14 protein-coding genes are annotated in these 18138 nt (G+C 36.4%); 1 reads left to right on the forward strand and 13 read right to left on the reverse strand.

Annotated elements, in window-relative coordinates; genetic code table 11:
* Positions 1–170 precede the first annotated feature (170 nt).
* The 5 genes from APF76_08545 to APF76_08565 all read right to left on the reverse strand — a co-directional run bounded on the left by APF76_08545 (position 171) and on the right by APF76_08565 (position 6401).
* Positions 171–1871 carry a hypothetical protein gene (locus APF76_08545; GenBank protein ID KUO49411.1) on the reverse strand — a complete coding sequence of 567 codons (1701 nt, stop codon included), beginning with the start codon at positions 1869–1871 and terminating at the stop codon, positions 171–173.
* A gap of 56 nt (positions 1872–1927) precedes the next feature.
* The gene (locus APF76_08550; protein ID KUO49433.1) at positions 1928–3250 is read right to left on the reverse strand and encodes a hypothetical protein; all 1323 of its coding nucleotides are present in this window, start codon (positions 3248–3250) and stop codon (positions 1928–1930) included.
* A 65-nt stretch (positions 3251–3315) separates the two neighbouring features.
* Positions 3316–4467 (reverse strand): hypothetical protein, encoded by a 1152-nt coding sequence (locus tag APF76_08555; GenBank protein KUO49412.1) that lies wholly within the window; start codon positions 4465–4467, stop codon positions 3316–3318.
* Between the two features lie 87 nt (positions 4468–4554).
* Complete coding sequence (locus tag APF76_08560; protein KUO49413.1) at positions 4555–5370, reverse strand: hypothetical protein; 816 nt, start codon at positions 5368–5370, stop codon at positions 4555–4557.
* 59 nt (positions 5371–5429) lie between these two features.
* Positions 5430–6401 (reverse strand): hypothetical protein, encoded by a 972-nt coding sequence (locus APF76_08565; GenBank protein ID KUO49414.1) that lies wholly within the window; start codon positions 6399–6401, stop codon positions 5430–5432.
* 764 nt (positions 6402–7165) lie between these two features.
* On the opposite strand from APF76_08565, the gene APF76_08570 reads away from it, so the two are divergent.
* Positions 7166–8167, forward strand: coding sequence for a hypothetical protein (locus tag APF76_08570; protein KUO49415.1), 1002 nt, complete (start codon positions 7166–7168; stop codon positions 8165–8167).
* Positions 8168–8688: 521 nt separating this feature from the next.
* Here APF76_08570 and APF76_08575 read toward each other — a convergent pair.
* The 8 genes from APF76_08575 to APF76_08610 form a co-directional block, all read right to left on the reverse strand.
* Positions 8689–10008: a GTPase gene (locus APF76_08575; protein ID KUO49416.1), complete on the reverse strand. Its 1320-nt coding sequence runs from the start codon at positions 10006–10008 to the stop codon at positions 8689–8691.
* 25 nt (positions 10009–10033) lie between these two features.
* Positions 10034–10876: a hypothetical protein gene (locus tag APF76_08580; protein KUO49434.1), complete on the reverse strand. Its 843-nt coding sequence runs from the start codon at positions 10874–10876 to the stop codon at positions 10034–10036.
* A 169-nt stretch (positions 10877–11045) separates the two neighbouring features.
* Entirely contained in the window at positions 11046–11996 is a 951-nt protein-coding gene (locus APF76_08585; protein ID KUO49417.1) for a hypothetical protein, read from the reverse strand.
* 199 nt (positions 11997–12195) lie between these two features.
* On the reverse strand, positions 12196–13191 hold the full coding sequence (locus tag APF76_08590) for a hypothetical protein (protein ID KUO49418.1): 996 nt from the start codon (positions 13189–13191) through the stop codon (positions 12196–12198).
* Positions 13188–13865, reverse strand: coding sequence for a macrolide ABC transporter ATP-binding protein (locus APF76_08595; GenBank protein ID KUO49419.1), 678 nt, complete (start codon positions 13863–13865; stop codon positions 13188–13190). The genes APF76_08590 and APF76_08595 overlap by 4 nt, the downstream gene beginning before the upstream one ends.
* A gap of 37 nt (positions 13866–13902) precedes the next feature.
* Positions 13903–16392, reverse strand: a complete 2490-nt coding sequence (locus APF76_08600) for a hypothetical protein (protein KUO49420.1) — start codon at positions 16390–16392, stop codon at positions 13903–13905.
* A gap of 99 nt (positions 16393–16491) precedes the next feature.
* A complete protein-coding gene (locus APF76_08605; GenBank protein ID KUO49421.1) occupies positions 16492–16716 on the reverse strand; it encodes a hypothetical protein in 225 nt (74 codons plus the stop codon).
* Positions 16717–16896: 180 nt separating this feature from the next.
* Complete coding sequence (locus tag APF76_08610; GenBank protein KUO49422.1) at positions 16897–18108, reverse strand: argininosuccinate synthase; 1212 nt, start codon at positions 18106–18108, stop codon at positions 16897–16899.
* Positions 18109–18138 lie beyond the last annotated feature (30 nt).

Raw genomic sequence — 18138 nt, forward strand, 5'->3', positions numbered from 1 at the left:
TTCACATAACTCCTTTCCCCACATACTTAAAAACAGGTGACTATCCTATAAAATTATATAAAAATACCCTCACATCACATATATGACATGAGGATTTTTTTAAGGCCTTTTTTCTAAAAATGTCCTTGACTTAGGGTGCACTTTATTTCAGTTTGCCCCCTTTTTCTAAATTAAAGTAAATCCTTCAGAACACTTTCTAGTTCTTCCTGAGAGAAGTCCCATTCTAGATCAAATGGAGGTAATTTCTCTTTGAGAAAAAACTCAGGTATCTGATCAGCAGATGATAGTCCTGCCATTTTATTATATTCAATTTCTAGTAGAAGTAGTTTTTTGCCTAGATGTTTTAGGAAATCCACTTCTAATTCTAAACTATAGAGACTATTTAAAAGGTTTATCAAGGCCTGAGGATTAGCACCAGTAGCACCTAGTAAGAATGTACATAATCCCAATGAATCATACGCTGCTCTGGTTACTTGCATGTTTCTTGAAAGTTCAATTTGACCATCTCTGTTATGGTGATTGACAGGTGCAAATACTGTAAGTCCAGCTGTATGATCAGCTCCCATTGGAGTTGTGGCATAGGTAATACCTGTTCCTTTCACCCCTCTAGGATCATAAGCTGACATACATTGATTTTTAACAGCAGGAGTTCTTTCAACCCCTAATACTTTACCGCAAATTGCAGTTCCCATACCTACTAACTTTGATTGGAGATTTCCTCCAGGTAAGCCTTTAAGAATGTTTTTAAAACCATCTATATCTCCAAAACTGACATAACCAGCCTCAGCCATAATTCCTAAGGCTCCCCCTACATCAATTGTATCTAATCCATAATCATTACACATGTAGTTAAGTTTTCCGATTTCATCGAGATTTCCAATTCCTATATTTGAGCCTAGTAGACATATTGACTCATACTCAATTGGGGCACAAAGTTCATTTCCTTCTATATCAGGATAGACGTTTGAGCATTTTATTAAACAAGCTTGCATGCAAGATTCGCTTGTTTTGCCTGTGCCACCCCTTTCGACTATGATGTCATACATGGCTTCTCCACTGATTGCATCGGCTTTTTCAAATCGGCCTAATTTAAAGTTCATGGTGGGTAGTGCACCTATTTGATTCACGGGCATTACTGTTGAGGCCGTACCATATTTGGTAAGTACGGGTATTCTTTCGCTGTTTACAACTATGTCATTAAAATCCTTACGTGCTTTTTTAAATTCATTATTTGCAGCATTGGGATTAAGCTTTTTACCGCGACTGTTGATTATTATTCCTTTTATACCTTTGCTTCCCATAACCGCACCTAAGCCTCCACGTGCAGCTAGCCTGCTAGGTCTCCCATATAGATCCGTAATACTTATTCCAGCTGCATAAAGCTTCTGCTCTCCTGCTTGACCAATTGTAATAAGTGAGTAATCCTTCCCGTAGGTGTCATAAATCCTTTTGGCAGCAGCAAAATTTCCAAGTCCTGAATATTCATCCGCAGGAATAAATTCACATTGATCTCCGTCGATTTTTAATAAATATAAACCATTTGGCATTTTACCTTCTAATATTATAGCCCTAAGACCTTCTTTGGCCATGGAAGTTGCAAATGTTCCACCTGCATTACTTTCCTTAATTCCACCTGTAAGGGGGCTTTTGCCTCCAATAGAAAGTCTTCCAGAGCTAGAAACACCTGTACCAGCTAGTGCTCCTGCAGCAATGACAATTTTATTTTCTTCTCCGAGTGGGTTGCACCCAGCAGGAACTTCCTCGTGGAGAAGCTTACTGGTTAGCATTCTTCCGCCTAATAGAATATCATCATGGCTTAATGCTTCAACTTTCCATTGTTTAGTAGATAGATTTATCCTAATTGTATTCACTTAAATCCTCCATTCTTTGCTAAAACTTTACGTTTTAATAGTTTTAAAAAGGCTTATTAGATTCCGGCTTGGGCTCTTAATCTAGCTCCTACAACAGCACTCTTTTTTAGGACCTCTTCTTCATTAATATTTAAAATCTTTCTATTTTCCATAACCACTTTTCCGTTAATAATTGTGGTTTCAACATTTTCTTCTCCTGAACTGTACACTAAAGCTGTTACAGGATCGTGCATAGGCATTGTTTTAGCCGTCATGGGATTAAAGATGAACATATCTGCCCTTTTTCCTGGTTCAAGACTACCAATTGATTTTTCTTTGTTAACCGTAACTGCTCCATTTATCGTAGCCATTTTTAAAACATCCATGGCTGACATAATTGTTGCATCTCTATAAAATACCTTCTGTAATAGAGCTGCATTTTTTAGAGTCTCAATCATATCTTGGGAATCATTACTAGCTGCACCATCCGTAGCTAGGCCAACTGTAAGTCCTGCCTCCATGAAATCCTTTACAGGGGGAACTCCAGATCCTAGAATCATATTTGCAGTAGGGTTGTATGACACTTTAACATCCCACTTTTTATAGGTTTCTATATCACTAGGCTGCATATGAACACTATGAACAGAAACTACATCAGGCCCCAAGAAACCTATATCATCGAGAAACTCTATGGTTCTTTTGCCATCCCTTTCAAGCGAAAATTTATCATCATTCTCTGTTTCTACTAAATGCATAGCTATCAGCATTTGATGCTCATTAGCAAAGTGGCGCACCATTTTATATTCCTCTTTAGTCAAATCCCAAATAATGCCAGGTGCCAATGCAATAGTTATCATATCATCTTCATCAGATGGATACTTATTCAAAAGTCTTTCAACATCGTTTAAACACATTGGAACTGTCTCGATTATTTCACAGTCGCACCTTTTAGGTAAACCAGACACATTTGAATAAGCCCTACCCAAAATACCTCTAATTCCTATATCTTTAAAAGCCTCAATGATTGCATCATCAAGTTCTGCTTTAGTATGACAGTACATATAATCCATTATTGTAGTAGTACCTGAATGGATGGACTCCATGCACCCTATGAGGGCTGCATTATAGCAGGCCTCTTTATCATAATAAGGTAGTGCATTTCTTACAGACGCATCTAGCCATTCTATTAGGGGCTTATCTCTTCCCAACCCCTTTAGAAGAGTTTGGAATAAATGGGTATGGGTATTTATCAATCCAGGAAAAACAACTTTGCCTTCTGCGTCAATAACCTTTTCCGGATTACCAAATTGATTAGGATATTCTCCTTCAGCTATTTCAACTATTTTCCCGTCCTTTATGGATATAAAACCCTTGCTGATTTCGGTAAGATCTTTGTCCATTGTAATAATTCTTGCATTTTTTATTAATAAATTCACTATTTAGCACCCCTTTTCTGAAAATAGCTCTATTTACAAGGAACAAAAACTTTATTAAAGATGTTCACACAGGCTTCTGATTCTAGTTTTATAGGATTATTGCGTGCCAAGAATGTCTCTGCGGCCTCTTTTCCAAAAAGCTCCATCTCCTCTTGGGTTGGAGTATAATCATAATATTTATCTGGTATCTTAAGCTCTAGGCAAAACTGCCTTACTTTCTCAACTACTTCATGAGCGGCTTCTATGGATGAAAGTCCAGATGTATCTATACCAAAAAACTTAGCAATACTTGCAAACTTTTCTGGGGCTGCACTCACATTAAACTTCATGGCATGTGGTAACAATACTGCATTTGCCAAGCCATGTGGTACATCATAGTAGCTCGCCACAGGACTAGACATAGCATGGACCATTCCTAAACCCGCCTGATCCATGGCCATTCCTGCAAGGGTGCTAGCTTTGGCCACTTGTTCTCTAGCAAGCATGTCATCTCCATTAGCAAAAGCTATAGGTAAATATTCACCAATCAGTTTGATTGCTTCAAAGGCCAAAGCATCAGAAAAGGAATTAGCCCCTAAACCCACATACGCTTCAATAGCATGGGTTAAAGCATCCAATCCAGTAGTTGAAGTTAAATGGGGTGGTAGTGATCTAATTAAAGCAGGATCTACAATTGCTACTGTTGGATACAAATAATCATTAACAATTCCTTTTTTTACATTCCGATCTACAATTACAGCAATTCTAGTAACCTCACTTCCAGTTCCTGCTGTTGTGGCAATAGCTATAAAAGGCAACCCCGGATTTTCCATTTGCTTTCCTTCCCATTGGTATTCTTCTAATGTTCCTGGGTTTGTTGCCAAAACACTTACTATTTTAGCCACATCTAATGGGCTTCCACCCCCGAGACCAACAATTACTGAAGCCTGCATCTCTTTAACTTGAGTTAAGCACTTTTCTACTGTTTGAGGACGTGGATTAACCTCTACCGAATCATACACTTCATATTCAATTCCAAGTGAACTAATTTCTTTAGTTACCATTTCTACAATTCCTACTGATACTAGACCTTCATCAGTTATTATCAATACCTTATCACTTTTATTAATAAATTTCTTGATGTCTTTTAGAGCATTATTACCAAAACAAATTCTTGTTGGCATATAAAAGTTAGTTGACACAGAATCACCTCATCATTTTTACTAAAATATTTTTCCACCAGGTCCGCCCTTCTTTAATCCTCTATTGTATATTTGATAATGAAAATCTTAAAACAAACAGCTTAACCTTTCATGATCAATTTTACCTTTTGTAAATGTTTTGCCGCTAGCTAGATTATGGAAACTAACCCTTGCTGCCCCTTCTAATCCATTAAGTATCTCTGTTACTTTCTCATCTTGTGATCTAACCCAAACATTAACATTTGCTCCGTAAAGGACTGCGGCATTTTGCCTTTCTTTAGCTTTGCTAATATCATCAACAAAGGGTAGTATGGGACAACTGCCCCATGCCCACATAATTTCATCATGTACAAACCCACAGTCTACCATAGCTTTAATTGTTAATGCTAAAGACAATGATGAATGATATGCAGAAGAAACTAGGCATGTTGGAGAAGCAGTCAGAACAAAGATTTTTTCCAATGGTGATAAAATAGAGTTTTGAAATATTTCTGCAATGTCTTTTTGATACTCATACCCATCATATTCCACATAAAACACGGTCTCATGTACTTCGTCAGTAGTGGTTGGTCCTAAAAACTTTTGCCCGGGACCTGCCACCAAAAGTTTATTTTTTTCCCTGGGAAGAAGTGAATTTAAAGAGGCAAAGACTGGTTTATCGGAATAAATATCTACTGATGGCAGATTATAGCTATTACAGGCAAAGTGGCCATAGTTAATGAGGCCTAATCCACCTAAGAGAATTTCAAGTAACCTTTTGCCCGTTTCCCAGCTTCCTTTTTCTTTTATTCCCATGTCTATTAGTGTAATATTGGGTGCCATTTGAGTTCTACTTACATCTGGGCCAACTGTCTTCAAAAACTCTTTTAGCAACCTTACGGATAATTTATTCATATCTAACATAGATGCAGCCTCCTTTATAGTATTGATCTGCAGTCTCTTAATTGTTGTTTAACCTTTATTTAGCCAAGCAAATTCTCTTTTAGTAACTGATAATTAATTATTCCTGTACTATAGGAATTTCCGGTAGAAACATTGTAAAAGTTCACCTTACATGGAGCGTCCCAATTTCTTGGAACCTTAGTCCAGTCATTTTCACACAGGTTAAATAGTGTCATAAAAGGGGTTCCAAAGACATCTTTGTTCTTAGAAAAAGGGAGATCTTCAAGGATGGATTCAATTTCCTCATCCTTACACCTTACATAGATGTTGCTTTCTTGACCGTATATAAGGCAATCATTAACTCTGCCCCAAGCAAGCATTTCGTCATCTACAATAGATACAATGGGGCTAACACCTTCGGCGTGCACAATTTTATCCATTGAAAACCCTCTGTCAAATATTGAAGGTAATGACTGCTCCACGTTTCTCGCACAAACCTGGATTGCACCAACTATTCCGGCGGTTGGGGCCACAACTATATAGAGGTTTACTGGTTTTAGATCAACAGTATGTGCAATGTATTGAGCCAAATCATCGTCAGGGATATCAGTAGTTTGAATCATGGCCACCGCCTCATGTGCTAGTATGTCCCTGTAATCTACTGACTTGGCAAAACTATCACTTCCATTAATAGCTCTAATGGGACCAGAGATTGTAATGTTTTTATTCTTATGCACTATTCTCCAGTAAGCCACATGAGAAGCCATCTCAGCAATGGCAGGTTCTGCTACATGTATAACACAGGTTGGTACACTATACTTATCTAAGTACATTTTTCCAAAAGAACACTGGCCAAGCCCACCTAAACCTATTTCCGTAAAAAGCTTTGCGGCCATCCATCCACCAGGATGATTAATACCCATATCTACAACAGTAGCACCACAAGCTAGCTTTATTATTCCAACACCTAATTCTTCTGAAAAAGGAACTATTTTCTCCTTAATTATCTTAACAGCTTGCTTATTAACGCTATAGCCTTTTATTGTAAGCATCTCCTCTCTAGCTATTGTATCTAGTACATAGTATCTAGTAAGTTAATCGTTGTGCTGATTAACTATTTTCCTTAGTCAACCAGCATAGCTGGAGACCGGGGTTTTAGATGGTATCTTTAAGTGAAGGAATTCCTGCTTCGCTAAGAACTCTTTTAATCAATTACAGGCATTTTCTGCCTTGACATAAACATTCCCCAACGTGTAAATTCCCTCTTGATATCCGGGCATTAATGCAATCGATTTCATTACTTTAGTAAATTATACAAAAAACATATAATTCCTGCTCTTTTTTTAGTTTTTTCTTTTTTTATTTTTAAATAAATATTATACTTTTTTTAATTAAAGAATCTTTCTTTTTATATAGCTTCTCAAATCCTTTTAAATTGATTAAAAGATAAATTTGTAACAATATCATGTAACTATATAAATAATTCTTGCAATCGTTTTCATCAGGTAGGTAAAAAATCATTAGAATAAGTGGGTGAAATAATGTATAATTTTGATGCAACTAAAATTTATGCGGTTTATAATTAATGCTTTTGGCTTATGTAGCTGCTGATGGATTAATAAGGCTGCGCTATCCAACAGAGTTAATCAGCAAGATTTTATAGCTATTAAGACGCTAACTATTGAAGATTTCATTACTTTAATTCAAACCCATCCTACCTTAAGTGAGGTAATTAAAGGAGCAACAGCTCTTGATATAACTAAAGCTTAGTATTCATTAATACTAACTAAAACAAATATAGCCGAGGTGTGTTTAATTGAGTCTAAAAATATCTGATGTAGCAAAAATAGCCGGGGTTTCATCTTCAACTGTCTCTAGGGCTCTAACCAGACCAGATTTAGTTAAAGTACAAACTAGGAAAAAGATTTTGGAACTAGTCAAAGAGTTATCATATACACCTAACCCCTTTGCTCAAGGCTTAACAACTGGTAAAACCAATATGATTGCCCTAATTACACCAAACCTTAACAATACTTTTTTTGCTCAGCTAGCTGAAGGCTGTGAAGAAGCCATGCGTAAAAATGGTTACCACTTGGTAATTGGTAATTCCTTTAATGACAGTCAGGTTGAATTAGAATTAATAACCACCTTTATAAAAAGAATGGTTGATGGAATAATAATGGCCGGTTCTTTGACTGTTAAGGATATTGAGGGCCTTCTTGGTCAACGCAACGATTTAGCCGTTACCTTTGTGAATTATAATATTGACCTGGATTTGGGCTATGATTCGGTTTTAGTAGATGATACTCTTGGAGGAAGGTTAGCCTGTCAAGCCCTTGTAGATACCGGTATAAAAAGAATCGCGGTTATTACTGGCCCCGCTCGTAATCCTTACACCAAAAGACGGTTTAACGCATTTAAAAAAGAACTAGATAAATCTAATATTGAATTAAAGCCTGAATATATTGCTGAGGGAGATTTTGGTTCAATATATAGTGGATTTGAAGCAATGTCTAAAATGCTAAATTATAAGGACAGGCCAGAAGGTGTTTTTACCTTAAATGATACTCTGGCAATTGGTGCTATTAAAGCCATTCATAGTAAGGGCTTAAGAATTCCTAGTGATATTTCTGTAGTTGGTTTCGATGATATTCCCATTTCTAATTATTTAGTACCCTCTTTAACTACAATAAGCTCCCAGAGCTTTGAATTGGGCAAAGAAGCAGCTGCTACTACAATAAATAGAATTAGCAATCCTTTTAAACCACCTGAGCAAATAATACTTCCTGTAAAAATGGTCAAACGAGAATCCTGTTAATAGAACAAGAAGAGGTTTTGCACCCTTTTCTGTTACTACTTTACCGCCTCTAAGCAATAATTGACAAAAACTTATTATCTGGGGGCTAACTGATGAAAATTATAGCTGGAGGAGCAGGAAGCGGGAAAACTAAAAAATTGAGAATAGAAAAAGAGGAAGAACCGGGTTAAGTTCTTCCTCTTTTTCTACTTGCGTCCTTCATTATATATTGGGAAGTATATTTAGTTATCTCTTATTACGCATCCTGTCCTACCACTATCTCGCATGATCTGTGTACATTTGCTACAGGCTATACAAACCTTTGATTTTTCTAGTTTACCTTTTTCTAACAAATCTTTTACAAAGTCTGGATAAGCGAATGCCATCCTTCCTACTCCTGCTTTTGTTCGCTTGTTTCAATCGCAATTTTAGCAAAGTTCACCCGAACACTAATTGCAACCTTAGACACCTTTGAGTAATCCAAAAGTACTGTCCCAAAACAGGAATCTATCTAGGCTAGCTTTTTGGTAGGGCTCTAGATATTATAGTTCTAATTTATTTCTTAACAAGGTTTCTAAATTAGGCTCTCCTATTTCCTGTAATTCATAACTTACTCTAAGTGCTGGCTTATCAATCTTTATTAGCCGTCTTAGGTCTATTGGTGTTCCTATTACCACTACATCAGCTTCAGTTTTAGCAATGGTGTTTTCAAGCTCCTCCATTTGCTTTTTACCATAGCCCATGGCAGGAAGAATATTTGATAAATGGGTATAAGTATTAAATGTTTCTAAGATACTGCCCTGTGCATAAGGTCTTGGATCAACTAATTCAGTTGCACCATATTTACGTGCTGCAATTGCTCCGGCACCATAGGTCATGTTTCCGTGGGTCAAGGTTGGCCCATCTTCAATTACTAGCACTTTTTTGCCATTTAGGACTGAATAATTTTCTACAAAAATTGGGGATGCTGCATCAACTATTGCTACATTTGGATTAGTTTTACGAATGTTATTACGAACCTTTTCAACATTTTCAAGTGAGCTAGTTTCAATTTTATTAATTATAACAATATCTGCCATTCTTAGATTTGTTTCACCAGGATGGTAGTTCAGCTCATCTCCTGGTCTATGGGGATCCACTAAGGTGATATGAACATCTGGTTTGTAGAAGGGTAAGTCGTTATTCCCACCATCCCAAAGAACTACGTCTGCCTCTTTTTCAGCTTGATTAAGTATCTCTTGGTAATCAACCCCTGCGTAAACAATGAAACCTTCTGCTAAATGGGGTTCGTATTCTTCCCTTTCTTCTATCGTGCAGTCATGTTTATTCAAATCTTCGTAGGAGGCAAAACGCTGGCAAGCTTGTTTTTCCAAATCACCGTAGGGCATTGGGTGACGTACTACTACTACTTTTTTCCCTAATTCCTTTAATACCTTTGCAACCTTACGAGTAGTCTGACTCTTGCCCACACCTGTACGAACAGCACAAACCGCAACAATGGGAACACTACTTTTTAGCATTGTAATTTCAGGGCCCATTAACCGAAAATCTGCCCCTGCTGCTAATACTGCTGAAGCTTTTGCCATTACTGTTTTATGTGAAACATCACTATAAGCAAATATGACCTGATTTATTTTATGTTCCTTAATTAATGAATCTAGCTCAGTTTCATCATAGATTGGTATTCCTTTAGGATACAATTCCCCCGCTAAAGCTGATGGATATCTTCTTCCATCAATATTTGGAATTTGGGTAGCTGTAAAGGCTACCACCTCGTAGTTACTATTATCTCTAAAATATGTATTGAAATTATGAAAATCTCTTCCGGCAGCTCCCATTATTATTACTTTTTGTTTCACCATAATCTCCCCACTCCCATTCAAATTTTTATAATATCAATCCAACTGCTAACAAAGCACTATAAAAAAAGAGTAGGTTTGCAGTTTTTCCAAGGGTTGGGTTTAGTTGTCTGCCTTCGTTTTTTGCTACTTCTCTAACCCTTTGTACTGCAACAGGTATTGTTAGCAATGGAAGGAAAGCCCATGAGTTTTGTAGCATTAAGATTAAAACACATGAATAGCCAACTATTAAAAGAACTATGTATTGAATAATACAAAATTTATGTCCATAACGAACTGCAAGTGTCTTTTTGCCTGCACTTGAGTCTGTATGGCGGTCTCTGGTATTATTTACAACTAGGATATTAGTTGCTAGGGCACCTACCCCAGTAGCTGCTATTACTGAAGAAAATGTAATCTGTCCTGCTTGAAGGTAATAGGTTCCTATAACTGCTACCAATCCAAAGAATATAAAAACTGCTACATCGCCAAGTCCGTTATAGGCTAGCGCAAAGGGCCCAGCTGTATACATTACTGCAGCTGCTATACAAAAAATGCCTATGATAAAAAATATTACTCCTCCGATGTAAGTAAGATATAAGCCTACTAGCAGAGCTGCTAAAAGTACAATAATTGTACCAATTTCCATTTGTGTAGGCGAAATTAATCCTGCTGCAACGGCTCGCTTAGGTCCAACTCTGTTGAGCTTATCAGTTCCCTTTTTATAGTCAAACAGGTCATTGGCATAGTTTGATCCGATTTGTAAAAGGGTGGCCAAGATTAAACACGCAATTGTTATAACCAAAGAAAAGGACAGGTTTTGATAGGCTAAAGCAGAACCTACTAGTACAGGAGCAATTGCCGCTGGCAAGGTACGTGGCCTCGCTGCCATTATCCAGGGGCTTATCCCATCTGGCTTATTACTTTTATGCTGCTTATAACTCAAATCAAGAACCCCCAGTCTTCAAATTAAAAACATGACAAACGAAACGTCCCCTTGTCATCCCCTTGTCATCATCAATTAAAACCAGCCACGAGAACCGTCCCCCTGGTTGGTTTTCTTAGATCATTCTGATGGCGAATTCGGGACAGACTGGATAGCAGTAGCCACACAATATACATTTTTCATGGTCTACAACTGCCCTATCACCATCACCCATGGACAATGCTTCGTTTGGACAAGCCTCCATACAAAGGCCACATTTTTTGCAGAGAAATGCCACAAATATTTTTTTAGTATTTTCTAAATCCGGCAGCATAGCCTGGGAGGTTATCTCTCCATTGAAAATCTTAACATTTAACTCAAGCTCATTACTGTTGATTATACCCATGGATACTGCATGTATTCCATCTATATTTCTAGCAAATTTCACAGCATCAAGTAGGTCTCCAACCAAATTGCCTCCAGCAAGAACCTTCATGGCATAAGTTCCTTTTCCAGCTTCATGACATTTATTGATTGCTTTTATCATATCCTGTGCATTGCCCTTTAATATTCCCCTGCTTTTTTTATTAATTAGTGGGTAAACTATGTCAATTTCAGACATGGTGGATGCTAATTCAACCACTTCCACATCATGGGTAGCTATCCCTACAGCACGGATATAGCCCTTTTGTTTATAATCCAGCAAACATTTGAATGCCTGCTCCCTTTTTTGAAAGACATCTGTAGAACTCATGGCAGCATGTAGATGGAAGATATCGATTACATCTCTTTTTAAGCTTTTTAATGCTCCCTGAATGGCTTTTTCCATACCCTCATAATCTTCAGCCATGGACTTTGAAGTTATTACCAAATCACCACTAAAGCCTTCAATCCCCCGGCTAATATGTTCATATGTCTTATAAGACTGAGCAGTGTCTATAAAATTAACACCCATTTCAAGTGCTTGTCTTATTAATTTTCCTCCATCCTCAGGAGACAGATTTGCTTGTAGGGGACCCATTGGTAATGTACCAAAGCATAGTTCTGAAACTTTTATGTCTGTTTTTCCTAAAATAGCATATTTCACTTTTTGATTCCTCCAAGTAGGTTAGTTTATCTCATTTTATCATGTTTAAATTCCTAGGGTCAATAAACAGGATTCTTTATTCAGGTGGAGTCCTGACTCCATCTGAATATTATAGAGCGAAACTTGCCAAATTGTTTGGCTTAGCTGAGCTAATCCTTTAGGGAAAACCGTTATCCAGGGGCTTAGTACCACTTATCTGCTATTTTTCAATCTCCACATCCACATTAAATCCAGGCAAGAGAAAGTAATCATTATTTTCTACTGTAATGTGAACCGGTATGATTGTTTCTCCCTTTCTCTCAATAGCTCTTCCTGCTATATTTATAATTGTTCCTTCGTAAGTCTTACTACGATCTGCTAATGGTATAATAGTTGCTTTTGCACCAACCTTAATTTCTTTAATAAACTCTTCAGAAACATCTGCTTCAACCACTATAGTGTCTAGGTCTATAATACTAAACAGTTTTGTTCCTAATTCAATAGAATCACCGGGAAGATATCCAAGCTCATATATAACACCCTTCTCCACATTGGAAATTATCTCCTTCCCATTTATGACATAATCTTTTAACAATTTGTTTTGCATATTGACCAGGTCACTCTCTATAAGGGCTATTTTCTGTTTTTGCAACTGAATTTCCGGGTTATTGCTATTAGTAAGACCTAATGACAGTTCAAGATTCTTAACAGCCGTTTCATTTTCATCAACTACTTTAGAATAGTTATCGAGTTCAGTCTTAGTTATTACCCCTTCACTATATAATATTTCATTTTGTTTAAGATCTTCCAGAGCTCTATCATATAGACTTTGAGCATGTTTTAAATCATTAGATACTTTATTACGATTGTTTTCTAGTCTTTCAAGCTCAATTCTTTCCATATTTATTTCTCGCTGTTTTTTGGAAATCTGTAAATTGTAGTCATCAACATCTAAAACTGCTATCACATTACCTTTTTCAATAATTTCTCCTTCTTTTACTAATATTTCATCTACATTAGCAGGAAAATCGATAGTTACGTTATATGTATCATTTGCTCTAACAACTCCAAAAGCAAAAATTTTGTTCTGATATTCCTCAAATGTTACCTCAGTATCTTGTTGATTATCATTACCATTTTGACCACAAGCCGTGACTAAGACCGTTAATAATAATATAAATATTATGATTGCTACACAATTTATCTGCTTTTTCATGAATTCCACACCTTCCCATCCCGTACATTAATAGTTCTATTGCCATATTCTGCAGATTCTAGTGAGTGAGTTACCTGCACAATAGTTTTATGTTTTTCTTGATTTATCCTCTGAAGTAATTCTAAAACTTCCGCTGTAGTTGTAGAGTCTAGATTGCCAGTTGGCTCGTCAGCTAGAACAATTTCAGGCTGATTAATCAATGCCCTAGCTATCGCAACTCTTTGCTGCTGGCCTCCTGACAATTCTCTTGGAGTATGTTTGCGCCTGTCTAAAAGTCCAACAACTTCCAATATTTCTTCTAAGGGCTCTTGATAGGTCTTAAGTTTCTTTCCGTCCAATAAAACAGGCAAAAGCACATTTTCTTCAACATTAAGGTTTGGTATTAGATTATAGAACTGAAACACAAATCCGATGGATCTCCGCCTCATTTCACTTTCCTCTTTGTCTTTCATAACTCCAATATCATTACCTAGGACCTTTATTTGGCCACTAGTTGGTTTATCTAAACCTCCAAGTAAATATAAGAGAGTACTTTTCCCTGACCCTGAAGGCCCCATAATGGAAACAAATTCTTCTTTTTTAATAGTTAAATCGATCCCCTTTAGCACTTCTAAACTAACTTCTCCTAGTTGAAAGGTTTTACATAGGTTTATGGCTTCTATTACTACTCCCATTGGATTTCACCCTTTCCCATTCTTATTCAAACTTTCCTTACTCAAACTTTAAAGACGATACTATACTCATTTTTGATGTTTTAAGTGCGGGACTTATTGATGCAACGATTGAAACTACAGTACCAGCTATAACTGCAAACCAGAAGACTGTGAAATCATATTGCATGGTACCACTTAATCCCATACTGCGAAGCAAATAAGAAACTGTATGAATACCCATGACACCGCCTAAAACCCCTATAACCCCCGCTATTAGTCCCCCAGACAAAGCCTCTATCAACAGCATCTTTTGTGTTTGTTTTTTACTCATACCTACAGATCGTAGGATAGCAAAAGATCTCCTTCTTTCCATGAAGCTAATTATATAATTGTTTAGAACACCAAAGATACCAATCACAATGGTTACATAGGAGAACCCATCCAAGAGCATAAAGAGCTGACTATTGCTCTGGTGATTTATTTCCACTATATTTTCTATAGTATCATTCCAAAAAGGGGCTCTGCTATATTTTTTATTTATTTCTTGTTGGACGAGTTTTGGGTCAGCATTGGTTTTTATGTAAACCATATCATAGTACTGTTCATTCATATCTAGTTTCAAATACCTATCAGACATGACTACATAGTTTCCATTGTTTTCTATGGTGTTCATAAAGCCAATTATCTGGTAGGGAATATCCCCCCTGGGAGTTTTTAAGGTCATTATGTCATTTTCTTTAAGTCCTAATAAGTCTTTAATATGGTTTGCAACAATAACAAATCTACCGGAGTTTAATTTCTTGACTGCCTCTTCAGGACCCTCTGGTACTTCTATATTCATAAATTCAAAAAACTTTTCATTGATACCTTCAACTGTCCATATCTTATAATCAGTTCCCACAACTTCCACATCCCTAGCAGTAAGGGCCCCGTAGGAGTCCTGCACCCCGGGCACACTTCTTAGGCCTGCTTCCATATGTCTATCAGCATTATAAGGAGATGCAATTATCTCAAACTTCCAGTCTCTAAAAAATGACGTCACTTCAGTCATAACACTAAAGCCCACAATTTTTACAATTAAAATACAAGTGATGCCAATATATAATAATGCAATATTATTTATGATGTTTTTATTGTTCCTTAGATTTTTTAGCGCCAATACCCCTTCATTTCCAAAAAGTATTTCAAATAACCCTTCCATGGATCTTATTAATAAATTTAGAATTAACGGTAACAGTAATATAACACCTACTATGCCTATTAGTAGTGCCAGGGTTGATAGGGGCATAACCAGTTCATTTGGAGCTACTGGAGGAATTGCCAAGGAAAGGGCCAATAGTATGAATCCTAAAATATATTTATACTTTTTAGGTCTCTTTTTGTTTTCAATGTTATTTAAAACAATGTCCTTAACTGGAATTTTAGCAACCTTCCAAATTGGAATAAAGGCACTTGAAAATGATAGAATTACTGCCAAAGTAAAGGTAGTAAAAACTTGTGCTGGTGTATATACCACATAGGTTGTAATGCCCTGTAGCCAGGTAGGCGTGGTAAGCTTTGCCATCACATTAAGGACACCTATCCCAAGGATGCATCCAAAGAATCCGCCAATTATACCGTAGATTAAGCTTTCACCTAGAAATACGGTATTAACCATTTTACGAGTTGCTCCCACACTCCTAAAAGTACCTATTATAGGTATTCTTTCATACGCAATTACTTTAAAGGAAGTATAAATTATAAATATACTTATTAAAACCACAATAGCAATCATCATCATAAATGGTTGTGTTATCTGATTTGAATATTCCTTAATATCTGCTTCACTAATTGTTTCTGTTACAGTATAACGAGGATACTCAAGAGATACTTTTTCAATAAAATCATTTTTTTGAGATGCATCCTGAAGTTTCAAATATATTGTATTAGATTTTCCTCTAACCTGGTTTAAAGAATTAACATATTCCTTTGGTACAACAGCATATGTAGTTCTACCATCTTCCAAAAACAGACCACTTGGTTGTGCAATACCAACTATTTTAAACTGAATCTTCTGTCCTTGTACTTCTAAATCCAGACCTTCTCCTATTTCAAGGCCATACTTTTCAGCAGTATCTCTATTAATGATTACTTTTCTCCCCGAAAAAGGTTCCAACCCTGACTGCTCGGCTAGAACCAATTTATGCATCTTATTTATGTCATTGAATTCATAGCCAAGAATACTAAAACGCAGCACGTCATCTCTTGATACTTTATAAACCCCACTACTTTGCATTACTCCAACAGCATATTCCAATTCATCAGCATAAGAACCAAGTTGGTTATCAGGAATAAATGAAGATGGGGAATTTTCATTAGGATATATCATTATCTGAGCAGTCCCATAATACTTAGTAAGATACTCAGAATATGTTTTTTCAATTGTATTAGCTAAGCCTGTAGAGCCAAAATACAAGGCAGCTGACAGCATAACCGATAAAATGATTAAAAAGGTTCTTAGCTTTTTTTCTTTAATATTTCGTATCGTAAATTTAAGAATTATATCCACAATTTCATCTCCCAAAAACTAACTATACAGCGCATAGCTTATGTCCCTATACAAAACTTAGCTTGTGCCATTAAGTTGATAAGCACAAGCTTTTAGTAATCAGTATGCTATTTTAGGGTGCAAAGCCTTTAACAAAAGACGAAGAGCACCTGTAATAATCGTCGCAACTATTATATACAGCCCAAAGAAAAATTGAACCCTGTTATTATTATCTTTTTGGGTAATATATGATAAAAAGCCCTTAGTTACCTGAGCTAAATCCTTTCTAAAGTATAATATGACAGCTAAAGCTGATGCCAGGTGCAGGAAAATTTCAAAAGCCAACCCTGGGAAATGGTATCCTAATTGAAATTACCTTGTAAAGTATAGCATAGGAAATTATACTTATCTATAAAGAAAAGATTAAGCTTTTCTTAAGTAATTATTAACAAAAATAATATGACCCAACCCAAAATGGATAAGGCCATACTATAGCAAATCTGCAGTATTTAACTTTAAGATAGATTACTTTTTCAATCCACTTTTTTCTTCCATTAAAGCTTTTACCTTCATTGATAAACCAAAGAGATTAATAAATCCCGTTGCATCATTTTGGTCATAAACTGCACTTTCTCCGAAGGTTACAATATCCTCATCGTATAGAGAATATGGTGAAGATGACCCTGCTGGCATTATATTTCCCTTATATAGCTTAAGCCTTACCTTACCTGTTACTGTTTTTTGAGTGCTGTTCACAAAAGCATCTAATGCTTCCCTTAATGGGTGGAACCAAACACCATCATATACTAACTCAGAATACCTTTGAGCCAAAAGTTCTTTATAGTGGAAGGTTTGTCTGTCAAGGGTTATTAATTCTAGTTCTCGATGACCATAATACAATACTGTTCCACCTGGAGTTTCATATACTCCCCTTGATTTCATTCCTACAAGTCGGTTCTCAACCATATCACAAATACCAACTCCATTTATAGCTGCAACCTGATTTACAAAATCCATAAGCTCAATGGGACTTAAAGCTTTTCCATCAATTCTTACAGGAATGCCTTCTTCAAATTCAATTTCAATATAAGTAGGTTTATCTGGTGCCAATTCTGGTGGAGTGATTATCTGTAATAATTCCGTAAGTTTGGGTTCATTTTCAGGATTTTCTAGGTCCCCACCCTCATGGCTTAAGTGGAAAAGATTTCTATCCCTACTATAAATTTTTTCTTTTGTAACACCTAGAGGTATTTTTCTTTTCTTAGCATATTCTATACAATCTTCTCTTGATTTTAAATCCCATTCACGCCAGGGAGCAATAATTTTCAAATTAGGATTTAAAGCCTTCACAGCTAATTCAAATCGAACCTGGTCATTTCCCTTTCCTGTTGCTCCATGGGAAATAGCTTCTGCACCTTCCTTTTTGGCTATCTCTACAAGTCTTTTTGCAATTAAAGGTCTTGCAAAGGAGGTCCCCAGTAAATACTTGCCCTCATATACGGCTCCGGCTTTTAAACACGGGTATACATAATCTGTAATAAACTCTTCTCGTAAATCTTCAATATAAAGCTTTAAAGCTCCACTATTGATTGCTTTTTCATGTAAATGTTCTAATTCTTCTCCCTGTCCAACATCCGCTGCCATGGCTACTACTTCATATCCGTAATTATCCTTTAACCATGGAATAATAACTGATGTATCAAGTCCTCCTGAATATGCAAGTACAACTTTCTTCATAGATACACACCTTACCCTTCTTATGTCATT

It is taken from the genome of Desulfitibacter sp. BRH_c19 (assembly GCA_001515945.1).
In the GTDB taxonomy this organism is placed as follows: Bacteria; Bacillota; DSM-16504; order Desulfitibacterales; family Desulfitibacteraceae; genus Desulfitibacter.